The sequence below is a fragment of the Pedobacter sp. Leaf132 genome (genome assembly GCF_920984695.1).
Lineage (GTDB): Bacteria > Bacteroidota > Bacteroidia > Sphingobacteriales > Sphingobacteriaceae > Pedobacter.
In genome coordinates, this window is record NZ_CAKLBO010000001.1 from 737,274 (window position 1) to 754,745 (window position 17,472).

The 17,472-nt window shown below is 34.6% G+C and carries 11 protein-coding genes; 9 read left to right on the forward strand and 2 right to left on the reverse strand.

Translation table 11 applies throughout. From position 1 onward, the window contains the following. The first annotated feature begins 145 nt into the window (after positions 1–145). Complete coding sequence (locus LUA86_RS03225; RefSeq protein ID WP_231459115.1) at positions 146–6,544, forward strand: alpha-2-macroglobulin; 6,399 nt, start codon at positions 146–148, stop codon at positions 6,542–6,544. Here the strand turns inward: LUA86_RS03225 and LUA86_RS03230 are convergent, their stop codons facing one another. Both LUA86_RS03230 and LUA86_RS03235 read right to left on the reverse strand, forming a co-directional pair. Continuing rightward, complete coding sequence (locus LUA86_RS03230) at positions 6,545–7,216, reverse strand: LytTR family DNA-binding domain-containing protein (protein WP_231459116.1); 672 nt, start codon at positions 7,214–7,216, stop codon at positions 6,545–6,547. 466 nt (positions 7,217–7,682) lie between these two features. Next, positions 7,683–9,188 carry a sensor histidine kinase gene (locus tag LUA86_RS03235; RefSeq protein ID WP_231459118.1) on the reverse strand — a complete coding sequence of 502 codons (1,506 nt, stop codon included), beginning with the start codon at positions 9,186–9,188 and terminating at the stop codon, positions 7,683–7,685. A gap of 205 nt (positions 9,189–9,393) precedes the next feature. Here LUA86_RS03235 and LUA86_RS03240 point away from each other — a divergent pair, with 205 nt between their 5' ends. The 8 genes from LUA86_RS03240 to LUA86_RS03275 all read left to right on the forward strand — a co-directional run bounded on the left by LUA86_RS03240 (position 9,394) and on the right by LUA86_RS03275 (position 17,458). Further along, positions 9,394–9,741, forward strand: coding sequence for a Spx/MgsR family RNA polymerase-binding regulatory protein (locus LUA86_RS03240; protein WP_231459120.1), 348 nt, complete (start codon positions 9,394–9,396; stop codon positions 9,739–9,741). A gap of 68 nt (positions 9,742–9,809) precedes the next feature. Then, complete coding sequence (locus LUA86_RS03245; RefSeq protein ID WP_231459121.1) at positions 9,810–10,559, forward strand: carboxypeptidase-like regulatory domain-containing protein; 750 nt, start codon at positions 9,810–9,812, stop codon at positions 10,557–10,559. 96 nt (positions 10,560–10,655) lie between these two features. Then, positions 10,656–12,641, forward strand: a complete 1,986-nt coding sequence (locus LUA86_RS03250; RefSeq protein ID WP_231459123.1) for a M1 family metallopeptidase — start codon at positions 10,656–10,658, stop codon at positions 12,639–12,641. Positions 12,642–12,952: 311 nt separating this feature from the next. Further along, a complete protein-coding gene (locus LUA86_RS03255) occupies positions 12,953–13,363 on the forward strand; it encodes a RidA family protein (RefSeq protein ID WP_231459124.1) in 411 nt (136 codons plus the stop codon). A 9-nt stretch (positions 13,364–13,372) separates the two neighbouring features. Next, positions 13,373–13,978 (forward strand): trans-aconitate 2-methyltransferase, encoded by a 606-nt coding sequence (locus LUA86_RS03260; RefSeq protein WP_231459125.1) that lies wholly within the window; start codon positions 13,373–13,375, stop codon positions 13,976–13,978. 29 nt (positions 13,979–14,007) lie between these two features. Beyond that, positions 14,008–14,232 (forward strand): VF530 family DNA-binding protein, encoded by a 225-nt coding sequence (locus tag LUA86_RS03265; RefSeq protein ID WP_231459127.1) that lies wholly within the window; start codon positions 14,008–14,010, stop codon positions 14,230–14,232. A gap of 81 nt (positions 14,233–14,313) precedes the next feature. Next, complete coding sequence (locus LUA86_RS03270; RefSeq protein WP_231459128.1) at positions 14,314–14,487, forward strand: hypothetical protein; 174 nt, start codon at positions 14,314–14,316, stop codon at positions 14,485–14,487. A gap of 157 nt (positions 14,488–14,644) precedes the next feature. After that, entirely contained in the window at positions 14,645–17,458 is a 2,814-nt protein-coding gene (locus LUA86_RS03275; RefSeq protein ID WP_231459129.1) for an outer membrane beta-barrel protein, read from the forward strand. Positions 17,459–17,472 lie beyond the last annotated feature (14 nt).

The window sequence follows — 17,472 nt, forward strand, 5'->3', positions numbered from 1 at the left end:
CGGTAAATGTTATTTATATGTTAATTGTATCTATAATCTAATTTATGATGTTTAAAAATATTTAGTTTCGTAATATGCATCTTAAAGTTTAAATAATTTTATGGAATCTGCTTTAGGTTACCATCTTATGTTTAAATACTGCACTATGAAAAAAACGCTCCACTCTTTATTTATTCTTCTTATATTTTCTCTTTTTTCTAATGTCGCTTTTGCTCAGCATAAGGATAAATACTATCATGATAATTTTAAATCCATAGATTCTTTAGCAATTATTGGAAAACCTAAAGATGCAGTTTCGATAATTGATAAAGTAAATAAAAGTGCCAGAGCACAGCGTAACACCGCTATGTTGATTAGGGCAACCATATATCGAATGTTATTTCAGGGCTATCTTAAAGAAGAAGCTATTTCTATAATTAATGCAGAGCTTAGGGAAGACATCGCTTCTGCAAAGCAACCAGAAAAAAGCATTCTTCAATCTTTACTTGCAGAAAGTTATTGGAGGTATTATGAGCAAAATCGATATAATATTATAAAACGCACTAATGTTGAGGCAAACGTAGGTAGTGATATTAAAACTTGGCCGATTGGAAAATTAATTGATGAAACGCTTAAAAATTACATGGCATCTGTATCTGAGGTTAAGATTTTGCAGGATACAAAAATTGATAGTTTAACAGCTTTGATGGTTGGAGACAGCTCAAGCAGATATTTACGACCAACCCTGTACGATGTGTTGGCACATAGAGCTTTGGATGTTCTAGTTAATACTCAAATTGAATTAACGAAGAATGATACATCAATCGATTTTAATAGTGCAAAATGGTTTGAAAAATATAATTCATTTTTAAATATTGAGATTTCAAATACAGATTCTACTTCGTTTTCTTCAAAGGCGCTGTCGATTTTTAAGAATCTACTTAGTTTTCATATTAAGCACCAAAATATTAGTGCGTTTGCCGATGTAGATGTTAAACGATTAAATTATATCTATTCAAGAAGTACGCTTGAGAATAAACTAAAGCTTTATAGTTCAGCTATTGATGAACTTGCCAACTACGCTAAATCAACAGATATTTATGGGGATGTTCTTTTTGAAAAAGCATCAAAAATGTATGATAATCGTAATCAACAAAATATAAAACAGCGACCTGATTTAAAGGAATTGGTTAAGATTGGAAATGATGTAATCCAGTTATATCCAAATAGTTTAGGTGCTAAAAACTTTGAAAAGCTAATTAATGATATTAAAGACAAGTCGTTAAATATTAGCGTACAACAGCTTTTCATTCCTGAAAAACCTGTGCAGTTATTTTTTAGCTACAAAAATGTAGAAGCCATATCAATTCAGCTTTATAAGGTTAGTCATAATCATAGAAATATTAATCTAGGAAGCCAAACTGATTACGAAAAATTTTCAGCCTCTAATAATGTGTTTAAAGAATGGATAGTTAATACACCTGAGAATGACGATTACTTGGGCCATACTTTAATTGATAAGCTCGATGGTTTAGCAAAAGGCTATTATGTAATCATTGCAAAAACTGTAGATAGTAATGCAATGCATAGTTTTATGCCATTTCAGGTAACCGATTTAGCCGTTACTGACCGCATTTCTGGTTTAATAAATCATGAATATTTTGTTTCGAACAGTTCTACTGGTGAAGCCACTGCCAATGCAATTATTAATGAAGAGAATCATGAATATGAAAAGGGTAAATACAGTTATAAGTATAAAGGAAGCTTGCGTACAGACAAGAATGGATTTGCAGAAAGCACACTAAATACATCTGTAAGCCGTATTGAGGTAATTAATGGAGCTGATTCTGTAACTGTCGATGTCGGTTCAAGAGCCTATAAGTATATGGATACAAAAAGGAGAGTTACTTTATTTACAGATAGACCTATTTACAGACCAGGGCAAACCGTTTTTTACAAAGGAATTTACTTTGAATTTGAAGATGATAAAAATCAACTTTTAAAGGAAGTTGATATCAGCATTAACTTTAATGATGTAAATGGCAAATCGCTAGAAAAAACATCAAAAATTACAAATGAATTTGGTACGTTTCAAGGTTCTTTCACAATTCCGTTAGGGAAATTAAACGGAAGAATGAATATAAGTACCAATTATGGCAGTATTGAGGTACAGGTAGAAGAATACAAAAGACCAAATTTTGAGGTTGTATTTGAACCTTTGAACCAAAAATATAAATTAAATGATTCTATTCGGTTAGAAGGAAAGGCAATTAGTTTTAGTGGCTATTCTGTTGGCGGCGCTAAAGTTAAATATGTTATTACCCGAAATATTCTTTCGGCCAATGATAGAATTAACGGCTATAATCCTAGCAAACAAATAGCAATAGGCAATACGCAAACAAGAGGCGATGGGTTATTTAATATCCAGTTTTTGGCTGCTGCCGAAAATAATAGTGATAGTTATTCTTACCAAATCATGGTTGACGTCACAGATTTGAATGGTGAAACACGCTCAAAATCGCAAACGCTTAATGTTGGCAAAACCGATGTGCTTTTAAATGTTTCTATCCCAAATGAGATTTTTCCAGCCGATTTAAAGGACAGCATTCCATTTGAAATTACGAATATAAATAGAACACCGATTAAGGGACAAGTTACTGCCGAATGGTATAAACTCCAATATCCGGGCAGAATTGTATATCAAAATACCTTAGGTAAAGCAGAAAATTACAGTTTATCTAAATCAGATTTTATAAAGTATTTTCCGTTTGATGAATATGAAAACGATGGAAATCCTGAGCGTTGGAGTGTAGAAAAATTAAGTTTTATTCAGAATGAAAAAGTAGAACGCGGCTTAGGAAATTTAAAAATAGATGGCAACAATTTAACCTCAGGCTATTACAAGGTTAAGTTTAAAGCTATAAATAGCAGTTTGGACTCTGTTATTGTAGAAAAAGTTGTACGTGTATATAAAAATTCGAGCGAGAAAATTTTACTAGCAAAGGAATGGCTTATTGCAGAAAAAAACACAATTGCTCCGCAAGAATCGGCAGTTTTTAGGCTTGCCAGTGTTTTGCAAAATACCCGGGCATATTACGAAGTTTACTATAAAGATTTAATTGTGAAAAAGGCATGGTTAAAGCTTAGCAATAAGCAAACTATAATCAATATTAAACCTGAACCTCAATTTATTGATGGTTTTGCAGTTCAATTTACCTTAATTGAAAATGGAAGGATTTCGCAATCTATGCAAGTAGTTAACATAGTTGATGCCGCCAAAGAAATCGATGTGAAATTTTTAAGCTTTAGAGATAAACTTCAGCCAGGCGAAACTGATACATGGAAGTTAAAAATCGCCAATAAAAAGGGCGAAGAGCAAATGGCTGAAATGGTTGTTTCGCTATACGATGCATCGCTGGATGATCTTAAAGCAATGAATTGGAATAAAATATCAACGCCAAAATATAATTACAACAATTACAATTGGAATTACAACCAAAATTATATCCAATATGCTAATCAAATTTGGTTTAGCGGTAATTATCATAGCTATTATAACATCACGGGAAGAAATTATGAATATTTGAATTTATATGGATTTTCATTTAATCAACACAGTTATAAAAACAACTATACGCTTTACCTAAAAAAAATAGAAGCTAATAAGAGAACGCATGTTAACGAAGCGGTAAAAAAGAAGCTTGCCTCATTAAAAGAAACAGGTTTGATTTATGGGATAGTTACAGATGATGAAGGATATGGTGTTGGCGGTGTTGTTATCAAAACTAAAACTAAAAATACAAAAACTGATGAGTACGGAATTTACAGTATTGCAGCTAAGCCTGGTGAAGAAATTGCAGCACTATTTATTGGTTATGATATTGAAACCGCAAAAGTTTCTACTGACAAAAGAATAAATTTTAAATTAAAATATGATAAAAAAGGGCTTAATGAAGTTGTTGTAGTTGGTTATGGAACACAAGCAAAAAAAGAAGTTACTGGTGCTGTAGCAAATGTAAGGAATGAATCTAGCGACCTAGTAAGGACTGTTCGAGTAAGAGGAACAAACACGGTTATGTATGATCAGGAAGGTATTCCAGGGGCTGAAAAACTAATGGAGGCAATTGCAGTTGATGATTACAAAGTTTACGATTTCGTTAGTATAGAAGGTTATGATCCGAAAACGGATACCTACATTATCAATGGTAAACCAGTAAAAAAGGCGAAGGTAGTTCCACGAACAAATTTTACTGAAACGGCATTTTTCTGCCCTCAATTAAAAACTGATGAAGCCGGGGAAATTAATATTGAATTTACGATACCTCAATCCTTAACACGATTTAAAATGTTAGGGTTTGCGCATACCAAAGATTTTAAAACAACTACCATAACAAAAGAGCTTGTTACGCAAAAACAGCTTTCTATATCTGCAAATGCGCCTCGTTTTTTTCGCGAGGGCGATACTATTTTGTTTAGTACAAAACTCAATAATTTATCTGCAAATGCAATTGGTGGTTTAGCTATGTTAGAGTTAAGAGATGCAATTTCGGGTAAAGTTATTTCAATCTTCGAGAAAAAAAATTCTAATCAACAGCAATTTCAATTAGAAAATAGTGGTAATCAATCTTTAAAATGGTCATTGATTATTCCTTCAGGTGTTGGTGCAATTACTTATAAATTAACTGCTCAATCAGAAAATTATTCGGATGGCGAAGAAATGACCATTCCGGTATTGCCAAACTCGATAATGGTTATGGAGAGTATGCCAATAAATGTTAGGGGAGGCATTAGTAAAACTTTCACTATGGATAACCTGTTGCAATTTGCTAAATCAAAAACAATTAAAAACCATGCACTAATTTTTGAGTTTACCTCAAATCCAGTTTGGTATGCGGTACAAGCTTTGCCTTACTTAATGGAATATCCTTATGAATGTGCGGAACAAACTTTTAGCAGATTTTACGCTAATAGTTTCGCAACGGGTATCATCAATTCATCACCAAAAATTAAAGAAGTATTTCAATCGTGGCAGCAAACCAACAATGGTGAAGCATTGCTTTCTAATCTGGAGAAAAATCCTGAATTAAAATCGATTATGCTCGAGGAAACTCCATGGGTAAGAGCCGCAAATGATGAAACGGAAAGGAAAAAAAGATTGGCTATACTTTTCGATTTAAACAGAATGCGCTATGAACTAAATGCAAACTTTGATAAGCTAGAGAATATGCAGTTTAGTAATGGCGCTTTTCCGTGGTTTGCTGGCATGCGAGAAGATAGGTACATCACACAGCATATTGTTATGGGCTTGGCTCAATTAAAGCAACTCAAATTAGTTGATGATAAAAGCTTTCCAAAATTAAATCAGATGTTAACTAAATCTATCTCCTATCTTGATGAGCAATTAACTTCAGATTATCATAGTTATTTAAAAGATAAAAAAGGCGCAACTTATTTACCAATTCATTACTTATTTGCGAGAAGCTATGCAATTCAACCCAATACCAATCCTGAATTTGTAATGGCACACAAGTTTTACTTAACAAAAATAATTAACGATTGGAAATATTTAGAGCCATACCAATTGGCACAATCAGCGTTAATATTAGAGCGTAGTGGCAACCACGCCGAAGCTTTGAAAATTATTAATTTGTTAAAACAGACTGCACAGCAAAGCGATGAAATGGGGATGTATTGGGCAAAGAATCAAAATGGCTGGTGGTGGTATCAAAGTCCGGTAGAAACACAAGCTTTACTTATTGAAGCATTTGATGAAGTTGCTAAAGATTCAAAATCGGTAGAAGAAATGAAAATTTGGCTACTTAAAAATAAACAAACTAACGATTGGAAAACAACCAAAGCGACTGTTGCGGCAACTTATGCTTTATTATTTAGAGGTTATAACTTACTAAATGAAACTGCTGAGCCAGAAATTTTAATCGGAGGAAAAACGATTACAGACTTAGGAATTCCTGTGCCTATAAAAGAGGCAGGAACAGGTTATGAAAAAATAACCATAAAAGGGGCTGATGTTAAACCTGAAATGGCAAAAGTGCAAATCAAAAATAATAATAAAAGTATTGCATGGGGTGCTTATTATTGGCAATATTTTGAGCAGTTAGATAAGATTAAATCTGCCAGTACCGGAGTAAAAATTAATAAAGAATTGTTTTTACAAAAGCGTACAGATAAGGGTGATTTGCTAACACCTTTAACAGCTTCCAACGTTCTATCTACGGGAGATTTGGTTAAGGTAAGAATAGAAATTCGTTGCGATCGGGATATGGAATATATTCATTTGAAAGATATGCGTTCTTCAGGTTTTGAGCCTGTAAACGTAGTTTCTCAATATAAATATCAGGATGGTTTAGGTTATTACGAAAGCACTAAAGATGCATCAACTAATTTTTTTATTAGCTATTTAAGAAAGGGAACATACGTTTTTGAATATGCTTTGAGGGTTACGCATTCTGGAAATTTTTCTAACGGAATTACCACTTTACAAAGTATGTATGCTCCAGAATTTACAACACATTCTGCCGGTATAAGAGTTAACGTGAAGCCGTAATTACACCAACTGAATGTTGCCATAGGTTGCGCCAATCGGTATTGATTTTTCACCTATCCAAATTTGATTTTTATCGAATTTGGATACTTTATCTTTTGAAATGATAAAAGCCCGGTGACAGCGAATAAAGTTTTTTGGCAGTAAATCGGCTAAATCGTTTATGGTAATTCTTGAGCTGATAAGTTTATCTCTTAGCTGAATTTGTGTATAATTACCAGAAGCTTCGATGTATAGGATATCACTTAAAGCTACCTTAATCTGCTCGTAACCATCTTTCACAAATATGTATTCTGGTTTTTCTTCGGCTTTATTGTTACGAAGGTTAAACAGCTCATGAGCTTTATTGCAGGCTTTTAAAAATCTCGATAGCGAAAAGGGTTTTAATAAATAATCAACCGCATCGAGTTCAAAACTTTGCACTGCATGCTCCGTATAAGCAGTTGTAAATACTACCATTGGCGGATTGCTCAGGCTTTTCAGAAAATCAATTCCGCTAATATCGGGCATTTTGATATCCAGAAAAATTAAATCTACCCTGTTATGCTGCAAATATGTAATCGCTTCAAAAGCATTAGTAAAAACGGCACTAAGCTCAACAAATGGCACTTTCGAAGCATGCGAACGGATTATATCAAGCGCTATTGGTTCATCATCTATTGCAATGGCAATCATTTTTAAAGATACTATTAGATTTAATTTTTTTAAACTTCTATCCCCTTAAATTATTTTTTGAAGCACAAAGTCTTGTAATTCTTGGCAATTCTGTCCCGCCAATACTACAATCTTTTGGTTAATGTTTTCGCTGTAAATAATTAGTGCTCCCAAAAGTATTTTCGTTTTTGTCGGGGCTATTTAACAAAGTTATTAGCGCTTTTGTAATTGTAGCACCTAGCTTAATTTTATAAATCTGCAACACCAACCTCTGTCCATTTCGACTGAAGTGGAGAAATCTTCACTCAATTTTAAAACCTCAGCACATTAAATTTTTTAAGCACGTAGCGAAAACATTAATAGTTTTACCAGCCTGAGTAAGTTAAACCCGACAATAGCGAGCACGGAGTGTAACGGAGTAAAGCAAATGGCGGGGCTTTCGTCCGCCATTTACACTACCATACATTTTCAAAAAAAATGATAGATCTTAATCTAGCTGCAAGGTTAAATGCACAAAAAACTCTTTTGCACTTTCGCGAATAATTAACTCATGTTTCCCGTGGTAAAGCAGGGTTAACCTTTGTTTTACGTTTTCCAGGCCGATGCCACTTTTAAGTTTTTCCGGGTCGGTATCGGCCTTGTGGTAAATGCTATTGTTAACATCGAAAAATAAAGTGCGCTCTTTAGTTTGCAGCGTAATTTTTATATGAGAGGGTTGTTGTAAACTTATACCATGTTTAAAGGCGTTCTCTACAAAAGGAATTAAAAGCATGGGTGTAATTTCCAGATTATTCAACTGTTCGTCGATATGAGTTTCAATTCTAATATCAGCAGAGCGAGAAGTTCGAAGTTTTTGCAAATCGATATAATTGTTTAAATATTCAACTTCGCGGGTTAATGAAATTTTATCCTGCATGTTTTCGTGCAACATAAAACGCATCATATCTCCAAGTTTTTGAATGCCTTCGCCGGTTCTATCGGCATTTTCTTGTAATGCGGTTCCGTAAAGGGTATTTAGTGCATTAAATAAAAAATGTGGGTTAATTTGCGATTGCAGGAAACTCAGGTTGGCATTAGATTTACCCAATTTTGTACGGAGGCTTGCCACCTCACTTTGTGTAGAAGTTCTTTGTTTGTAAACAAACCACGATAGCGGTACGGTTACAATAAGTTGTGTTGACAAATGGAATATGAATACTATAAAAAACATTTCTGCCCGCATAATAAAAATGGTTGAAATTAAGCCGAGCGGAACGGCTAATAATATAGAAATGAAGAATACCTGCCAAAAGTAAACCTTAAATTTTTTGCCTTGCTCAAAGTTTTGTGGCAGTAATTTGTAAATGGAATATATAAATATGCCTATGGTGGAGAAGATGACAAGGCTCCAGCAAATGCTAATTTCTATTCCGGCTCTTGTTGTTATCCAAAGTAACAGCCCAACAAACCAAAATGCTAATCCGAAACCTACATCTAATTTAACTTGCGTTCGCTCATCGGCATCGCGGTATTTATTTTCTCTGATGTAAAGTATAAACTCCTTTACTAATCCATACGCTGCAATAATAACTATAGACCATAAACTGTATAAAAATCCTTCGTAAAATAGCCTATTGTACCCATCCTGCAATTCATTGTACTCTACCAGAATGTATGCTTTGGTATAGGTATTACAAATGCTTATCACTAAGCCACCAATCAGGAATAATCCGGCAAGGAAAAAGCTGTTTGCTAATATGTTATGTTTTTTAATGAAAGAAGGAATAATGCAAAAGTTTATGGCAAGAAAGTTTGCATACAGAACAGAAAACCTAAAAAGCTCGGGTATCAGGTAATTTGTGATGTGCGAATAGGTTAAGTTAGCGCCCCGAAAATAGTAGTAATTATGGTTGTGATCTCTGCTTCCTGCATTGGTGATAACTAGTATTACGATAAGGATGTAAAAGCAGGTGGAAATCCAAAATTCAATTTTGTGTAAATCTTTAATAGCCATGTTTTTGTTTTTGATGGAGCAATTTTAGCAACACCGCTGCAATATATTTTTAAAATGTGATGGATTAGCGAAAAAATGTGATGAACTAAAGTTGATTTCCGCTAGCCGCAGATTAAAAGAATATTTATCTTATACTTTCATTCAAATTCAATCATTCAATATTTGTTTAATCATCCTTACATTTGAGCATCAAATAAAAATAGACATGATAGTATACGGCATTCCAAATTGTAACACGGTTAAAAAATCTCTGGATTGGTTAAAGGAACATAAAATTGATTTCGAATTTCACGATTTTAAGAAAAAAGGCATTACAAAGGAAAAGCTAAACACCTGGTGTAACAATTTTGGATGGGAAACCGTGCTGAACAGGAAAGGTTTGACCTGGAAAAAATTACTAAAGGAAGAACAACAAGCAATTGATAATCAGGTAAAGGCAATAGATTATTTGGTAGAAAACACCAGTGCTATTAAACGCCCAATTATTGAGAAAGATGGCAAAGCCATTCTAATTTCTTTTGATGAAAACCTTTACGCTGAAACACTTAGTTAAAACCGTTGTTTTAATGTTAAAGATTGTTAAATAGGATTTTAACATTTAAAACTAATATATTTTTGGATATGTATAAGCTGATCATTTTTATTTTCCTTGCCCTTCCGTTTGCATCGTTTAGCCAAACTGTTAGTACCGGTACAATTTACGATTATTCTAAAAAATCATTAACAGTTCCGGGCGTTACCATTAGAAACTTAAATAACAAGAAAGTGGTTAGTGCCAACGCTGCCGGGAAATTTACAGTACCAGCCAAAGTTGGCGATTTGCTCGAATTTTCTTTTGTAGGTTATACAACAGATACACTTTACCTTACCAACTTATTGCCAAAAACCATTTATATGGTTGTGCGCTCAAATAACTTAAATGATGTAAACATTAATGGTGTAAAAATTAATAAAGAAGTTTTGTCGAAAGATCCAATGGCAGAAAAATACACTTTAATGGGTACTGGTGGTAATTTATACCGTAAAAAAATGACGGATAAGGTTGGTGGATTAAGTTTAAATCTTGGTCATGGTAAATACAAACGCCAGCAGCGATTAGAAGCCGAACTTGAACAAAAGGAGAGTTATAATGCAGAAATAGACCGAAACTTTACTGAAAAAACTATAAAAGAATTAACTAAACTGGATGGCGAAGAATTAAAAAACTTTATGATTATTTATCGCCCATCTACATTAAAAATTCAGGAACAAAGGCCTTTTAATTATCCATATTACATCGCTCAGGCTTATCAAGCTTGGTTAAAATTATCTCCGAAGGAAAAAAAACTACAAGATTTGCCAAACTTGAAGAAAGTAGATAACCAAATGTAGCATTCTGTGGTTTAGGATGTTGTAAAGTAACATTATAGGCACAAGAAAACATAATAACGCCGATTGCTTATATTTGCCGCCTATAAAAATTTCAACATGACTAAAAAACTGAATAAACTTATAACTTTAAGCTTATCATGTTGTGCATTTGCTTTTTCTGCATTTGCTCAACAAGCGCCCAAAACTACGCCTGCTGCAACAAATTATAGTCCGGCAGAGGCATTCGGACCACTGTTTTACACGCAAAACGGAAACGAATTTCGTTCTGCAATTGGTGTACCAGGGCCAAAATATTGGCAAAACAGAGTTGATTACAACATTACAGCCAGCCTTAACGAAGCAACCAGTACGGTAACGGGTAGTGTAACCATCACTTATAAAAACAACAGTCCCGATAAATTGCCATATCTGTGGTTACAATTAGATCAAAATACCTTTAAACAAACTTCCCGTGGTTATGCGGTAACGCCTGCAAGAAGTCGTTACGGTGCGCAAGGCGAAAGTTTTAATGGCGGTTACAAAATCGAAAACATCAGTGTTTCTCAAAAATCGGCAGCAGTAAAATTTACTTCTTTGGTAGAAGATACCCGTATGCAAATCCGTTTAGACCAACCTATGGCTGCAAATGGTGATTTAATTACGGTTAAAATGGATTACTCTTACGTTGTGCCTAAAGAAGGTTCAGACAGAACCGGGCATTTAACTACTCAAAATGGAGAAATTTTTGCAATCGCACAATGGTTTCCACGCATGTGTGTGTACGATGATGTAATTGGCTGGAATACATTGCCTTATTGGGGCGGTGGCGAGTTTTATTGCGAATATGGCGATATCACTTTTGCAATTACTGCACCGGCTAATCATATCGTAATGGGTTCTGGAGAGCTTTTAAATCCACAGGAAGTATTTACGGCAGAGCAATTAAAAAGATGGAACGCAGCAAAAGCGAGCGATAAAACTGTTCACATTCGTTCTGCTGAAGAAGTTAATGATCCTAAATCCCGCCCTGCGAAAGATAAGTTAACCTGGAAATTTAAAATCTTAAACGCCAGAGATGCTGCTTGGGCTTCGTCAAAAGCATTTGTTTTGGATGCCGCACGAATAAATTTTCCAAGCGGAAGAAAAGGATTGGCAGTTTCTGCACAACCTATCGAAAGCAATGGTAACGATAGCTATGGCAGAGGCGTAGAATACGTAAAATCTACCATAGAGCATTACTCTACAAAATGGTTCGAATATCCTTATCCAATGGCGGTAAATGTTGCGACCAACATTGGTGGTATGGAATATCCGGGCATTGTATTCTGTGGTTGGAAGGCTAAAAATGGCTCGGCATGGGGCGTAATCGATCACGAATTTGGCCATACCTGGTTCCCGATGATTGTTGGTTCAAATGAGCGTAAATACGGTTGGATGGATGAAGGTTTTAACACTTTCATCAATGGTATTTCTTCTAAAAACTTTAATAATGGCGAATATAAATCGCGTGTTACAGATATGAATAATATCGGTAAACGTGTTATTGGTAACCCGGTTTTGGAAAATATTATGCTTATGCCCGATGGAATGGCAGAACGTAACATTGGTGTAAACCTTTACAGCAAACCAGGTTGGGGTTTAGATATTTTAAGAGAGCAGATTTTAGGCGAAGATCGTTTTGATTATGCTTTCCGCCAGTACATTAAAAACTGGGCATACAAACACCCAACACCGTTCGACTTTTTTCGCTCAATGGAGAACGGTGCAGGCGAAGATTTAGCATGGTTCTGGAGAAGCTGGTTTTTAAATAACTGGAAAATGGACCAAGCCATAAGTGATGTTCAAGCAGTTAAAACTGATGGAAAAATAACAAGTTACAACATCAAAGTTGATAACCTTGAGAAAATGCCAATGCCTATTATCCTTCAGGTAAAAACTAAGAGCGGTAAAACCGATATAATAAAAGTTCCGGTTGATGTTTGGATGAAAAACACAAGCTGGTTAGTTCGCTATCCAACAACCGAAGAGGTAGTTTCGGTAATTTTAGACCCTAACAAAGTATTGCCAGATTCAAATCCGGATAACAACAGTTGGACAAACTAAACTACACTTTACATGCATTATATAAACGCTCTGAATTTTCAGGGCGTTTTTTTTTTGGAAATGTACGGTAAAGTAATGCTTCGGTTAATTCAGTCCCGCTGTACACTTTAGTCCCGATGAAAAATCGGGAGCTGCCGTTTCCATCGGGTTTACGATTAATGGTTTTGTTACTGCAAAAACAAAACACTCAAAAAAAACATTTTTTTCAAAAATTTTTGCTCAATTAGCGCTAAAAACTCTTTTAATATATTATTGCAAATTGCTAACACTGAAGGAAATTATAAATAATAGTTTTACCAGAAATAACTGAAATGAAAAATAAAGTTTTAGAAATTAGTAATCCGGAAGGCATTTATGATCCGTGTCCGCATGGTTATGCTCACGTTGCCACTGTATCAGCAAAAGATTTATTAGTATTTATTGCCGGGCAGGGTGGAAGCAGAATGGATGGGGTTTTAAGTACCGATTTCAGAACACAGGTAAAAATAGTTTTCGAGAATATAAATATCGCTTTAGCGAGTAAAGGCATGGGCTTTAAAAATATCGCAAAGCTTACTACTTTAGTTGTAGATTACGATGAGGAGAAACATCAGGTACTTATTGAAGAATCAAATTTAATATGGCCCGATTTGGAGTTTCCAGTAAATACATTAATTCCTGTTCAGAGATTAGCCTTAAGCGGCATGTTAATCGAAATTGATGCTACGGCAGTTGCTTTTTAAATAAAAATTATGGAAGGGAACCGGCAGAACGTGTTTGAAGTTTACAATAAAATTGGTGAGTGGTTCGCTGACAACCGGCCAACAAATTTAATCGAGAAAAAATACCTCGATAAACTAATATCCATTATCCCGGTAAGTGGAACTGTTTTAGATATTGGCTGCGGTACGGGAATTCCATTATTAAAATATTTTAAAGATTCTGGTTTCCAGGTAACCGGAGTGGATGCCAGTAAAAAGATGCTCAGCATTGCTAAAGAGAATTTCGAGGATGTCGAATTTATTCTTGCAGACATGCGAAAACTTAAACTCGAAAGAAAGTTTAATGCAATAATTGCCTGGCATAGTTTCTTTCATTTGCCTTTAGAAGAGCAGCCTGAAACACTTGATGTTTTTAAGAAGCATTTGCTTCCCGGTGGTGTTTTATTGTTTACCTCAGGTTCAAAAAATGGAGAATCGTGGGGATTAAACGGTGGTGAAAATTTATTTCATGCTTCTTTAGCCACTAAAGAATACCAATCGATTTTAAATAAACATCAATTTAAAATAATTGAACATAAAACTGATGATCCGGATTGCGGCGGTGCAACCGTTTGGATGGCGCAATATAATCCTTAATAAATCATAATTTGAATTAACTTTGCCTCATGGCAGAGCAGAAAAACAATCCCTTGCATGGTTTAACCTTAGAAAAAATTGTTACCGATTTACAAGTGCATTATGGCTGGGAACGGTTGGGTGGGCTCATTAAAATAGATTGTTTTAATAGCGATCCTTCCATAAAATCGAGTTTAAAGTTTCTCCGCAAAATGCCTTGGGCCCGAAAAAAGGTTGAAGATTTATATTTGGATACTTTTCATAAAAGTAGATAGTATATTCATCCATTCTTCATTTTGTATTTAGAGATTTATTAAACAATTAATAAGGTTTTATTAATCTTAAATCATAAGAAAATGAAAGCAATTAAAATTTTAATGATCGCCCTGATAGCAGCTTTTACTGTTAATGCCGTTAATGCACAAACTACTACAGCTGTTAAAGCTAAAACTGAAAAAGCTCAGGAAAAAAAATCCCATAAAAAACATCATCACAAACAAAAAGCCAAAGCGGTTGCATCAAAAATGTAAAATCTAAAATGTGTTTATATAAAAACCTCGGCCTGAAACCGAGGTTTTTTTGTTTTGTGTTAAAATGATTGTCACGTTTTAATATTTTTTGTGTCTTATACTTGAAAACGGATTAAAACCATCTATTTCAACCAAACAAGAAAACTTAAAATTTAGTATGAAGAACTATTTACTACTAATCCTGTGTGTAATATCTACGAAAGCCTTCGCACAACAATCTGCTACCCTAACCGGTAAAATTTTAGAAGAAAAAACAGCTCAACCTATAGAATATGCTGGTACTGTGCTTACAAGTAAAAAAGATTCAACTATAAAAATTGGTGCTGTTTCGAACGCAACAGGAGAATTTATTCTTAAAGATGTTGCTAATGGCGATTATAAATTCAAAATAACGGTAGTAGGTTTTAATCCTGTCGAAAAAAATATAGCGGTAAATGGCAAGCCATTAAATCTTGGCGTTTTTAAGCTGAAAGAAGATGCCATTATGCTCAAAGATGTTTCGGTAAATGGTAGAATTGCAACGGCAACCATAAAAAAAGATACTGTAGAATTTAATGCAGATGCCTATAAAACACAACCTAATGCTGCGGTAGAAGATTTGCTGAAAAAATTGCCAGGTGTTACAATTGATAAGGATGGAAGTATTTTAGTGCAGGGGCAAAAAGTTAACAGGCTTACCGTTGATGGAAAAGACTTTTTTGGAACAGAACCAAAAACTGCCACCAAGAATTTGCCTGCAGATGTGATTGCCAAAGTTCAATTAATTGATAGTAAAACTTTAGAAGCAAAAGCCACAGGCATTGATGATGGACAGCGGGAAAAGGTATTAAATTTAACCATCAAGGAAGATAAAAAGAATGGCTGGTTTGGTAATGCAAATTTATCAGGCGGTACTACAGATAGATACAGCGGATACCTGAGTGCAAATCATTTTACCAAAAAGATGCAGTTTGCTTTGTTAGGTATGAGCAATAACATTAGTAACTCAAGTTTTCAATATGAAGATTTAAATAGCTTTACCGGTGGAAATATCGGGAATATTTTTGCGCCACCTGGCGGAGGTGGTTTTTCTATCAATGTAAATAATGGGCGTACAACAATTGGTGGCTCAGGCGTGTTTGATAACAGCGCCATAGGCGAAGTAACCACACATAGCGGAGGTTTAAATTACAGCAATAGCTGGGGCAAAAAAGATAAGTTAACCTTAAGCAGTAGCTATTTTACTTATTTTAGTAAGGGTTTAGGTTACCGATTTTCGAACGTACAGGACATTAACCAGGATGACGTTTTAAGAACCGATGAAGTTTCAAACCGAAATTCGGACAACCAGGCACACCGTTTTAACTTTAAGGTAGAATTTCATCCCGATTCTTTAACAGATATTGCATTACGCTCTAATGCGATTTTGAATTACACCAGCAACATCAATAACCGAACGTTTAATTCTACTTTTGATTTGGCCGGAAAAACCAATCAAGGTAACCAATACCTAAATCAGGAAAATGCTACGCCGTCTGTATTCGGTGAATTTTCTTTAACCAGAAGACTAAAAAAAGGTTCGGTAATTTTAGGCTTAAACGGAACGCAAAATACTTTTAATGCTGATTGGTTAAACAAATCTTTAATAAATAATTATCGTGGAAACCTTATAGATGTTACCGATATAAATCAACAGGCAGAACAAGAAAACAAATCTAAAAATTATGGTTTCGCAATAAATTATATTCGCCCGCTTTTTAATAAAAAGTGGAGTGGAAACATCGCATACTTGCAAAATAATAGTGCCGTAGAAGCGCAACAAACCACCCTTAGTTATAACCCGCTTACCAACACATACGATACGGTTGTGCCTGATTTCTCCAACACTTTGAATAATAAAACATGGTTGCAGAGTGCCCGTGTTGGTTTGATTTATAACCGCACACAATGGACTTATAACCTGGGCTTAGGTTTTCAGGAAACCGGGCTCGATGCATCTACCTATAGCAGCACAGGTTTAAATACAAATAACATCGAAAGAAGATATTACAATATTTTGCCACGATTAAACATCAGTTTCAGAAACCCTGCTAAACACACTTTGCAATTAAATTATAATGCAAATGTGAATCTGCCATCGGTTAACGATTTACAGCCGGTACAAAATAATAGTAATCCATTGTATCAACGTGTTGGTAATCCAAATTTGGAGGCTCGTAAAAGTCATCGCATGTCGGTAAATTTTAACACATTTAGTGCCGATAACAATAAATACTGGAATGGATATTTCCTTGTAAATTATGCTTTGGATGATATTGGCAACAGTATTAATTATGTAGAAGGTGTTCAATATGTGCAACCTGTTAATGTTGATGGTAACTATTATATGAATGCAGGTACTTTTTTTGGGCAACCGACCAAGCTTAAAGGTTTAAGAATGGGTTACGGGTTAAACCTATCGTTTTCGCACAACTCATCCTTCATCAACAGTGAAAAAAATGTAACAGATAGATATAATTTCGGGCCAAATGCCAACATGAGTTATGATGTAGCAGATAAATTAAATGCAGGAATTTATTTTGGCGTTCAGTATAGTAAGGTAAACAATTCGCAACCAAGTGCGCTCGACAATAAATTTATTAGTTTTTACAGTAGCACCAGTCTGAGCTATGAATTTATTAAGAATACAAGGTTTAATGCAGAGCTTAACCACAATGGTACAGCCGGAAGAGCAGATGGATTTAACAATAATATTTTCCTTTTAAATGCCGGGATGGAGCAATATTTTATGCAGCGCAGAATTACTTTAGCGTTAAAAGGCTTTGATATACTAAATCAAAATACCAATATAGATAGAACTGTTAATGGTAGCAGGATAGAAGATATTCGTTTTAATAGTATAACCCGATACTTTTATGTTTCCTTAAATTACAAGATTACCAAAGTTGGTTCTAAAAGCGAAAGAAGCAACCCGAGAAGTACAGTAAATTAATGGTAGATAGCCTA

Excerpts from the sequence above, each read along its gene's own strand:
- LUA86_RS03225 (WP_231459115.1), top strand. The coding sequence starts at position 146 with ATGAAAAAAACGCTCCACTCTTTATTTATTCTTCTTATATTTTCTCTT.
- LUA86_RS03230 (WP_231459116.1), bottom strand. The coding sequence starts at position 7,216 with ATGATTGCCATTGCAATAGATGATGAACCAATAGCGCTTGATATAATC.
- LUA86_RS03235 (WP_231459118.1), bottom strand. The coding sequence starts at position 9,188 with ATGGCTATTAAAGATTTACACAAAATTGAATTTTGGATTTCCACCTGC.
- LUA86_RS03240 (WP_231459120.1), top strand. The coding sequence starts at position 9,394 with ATGATAGTATACGGCATTCCAAATTGTAACACGGTTAAAAAATCTCTG.
- LUA86_RS03245 (WP_231459121.1), top strand. The coding sequence starts at position 9,810 with ATGTATAAGCTGATCATTTTTATTTTCCTTGCCCTTCCGTTTGCATCG.
- LUA86_RS03250 (WP_231459123.1), top strand. The coding sequence starts at position 10,656 with ATGACTAAAAAACTGAATAAACTTATAACTTTAAGCTTATCATGTTGT.
- LUA86_RS03255 (WP_231459124.1), top strand. The coding sequence starts at position 12,953 with ATGAAAAATAAAGTTTTAGAAATTAGTAATCCGGAAGGCATTTATGAT.
- LUA86_RS03260 (WP_231459125.1), top strand. The coding sequence starts at position 13,373 with ATGGAAGGGAACCGGCAGAACGTGTTTGAAGTTTACAATAAAATTGGT.
- LUA86_RS03265 (WP_231459127.1), top strand. The coding sequence starts at position 14,008 with ATGGCAGAGCAGAAAAACAATCCCTTGCATGGTTTAACCTTAGAAAAA.
- LUA86_RS03270 (WP_231459128.1), top strand. The coding sequence starts at position 14,314 with ATGAAAGCAATTAAAATTTTAATGATCGCCCTGATAGCAGCTTTTACT.
- LUA86_RS03275 (WP_231459129.1), top strand. The coding sequence starts at position 14,645 with ATGAAGAACTATTTACTACTAATCCTGTGTGTAATATCTACGAAAGCC.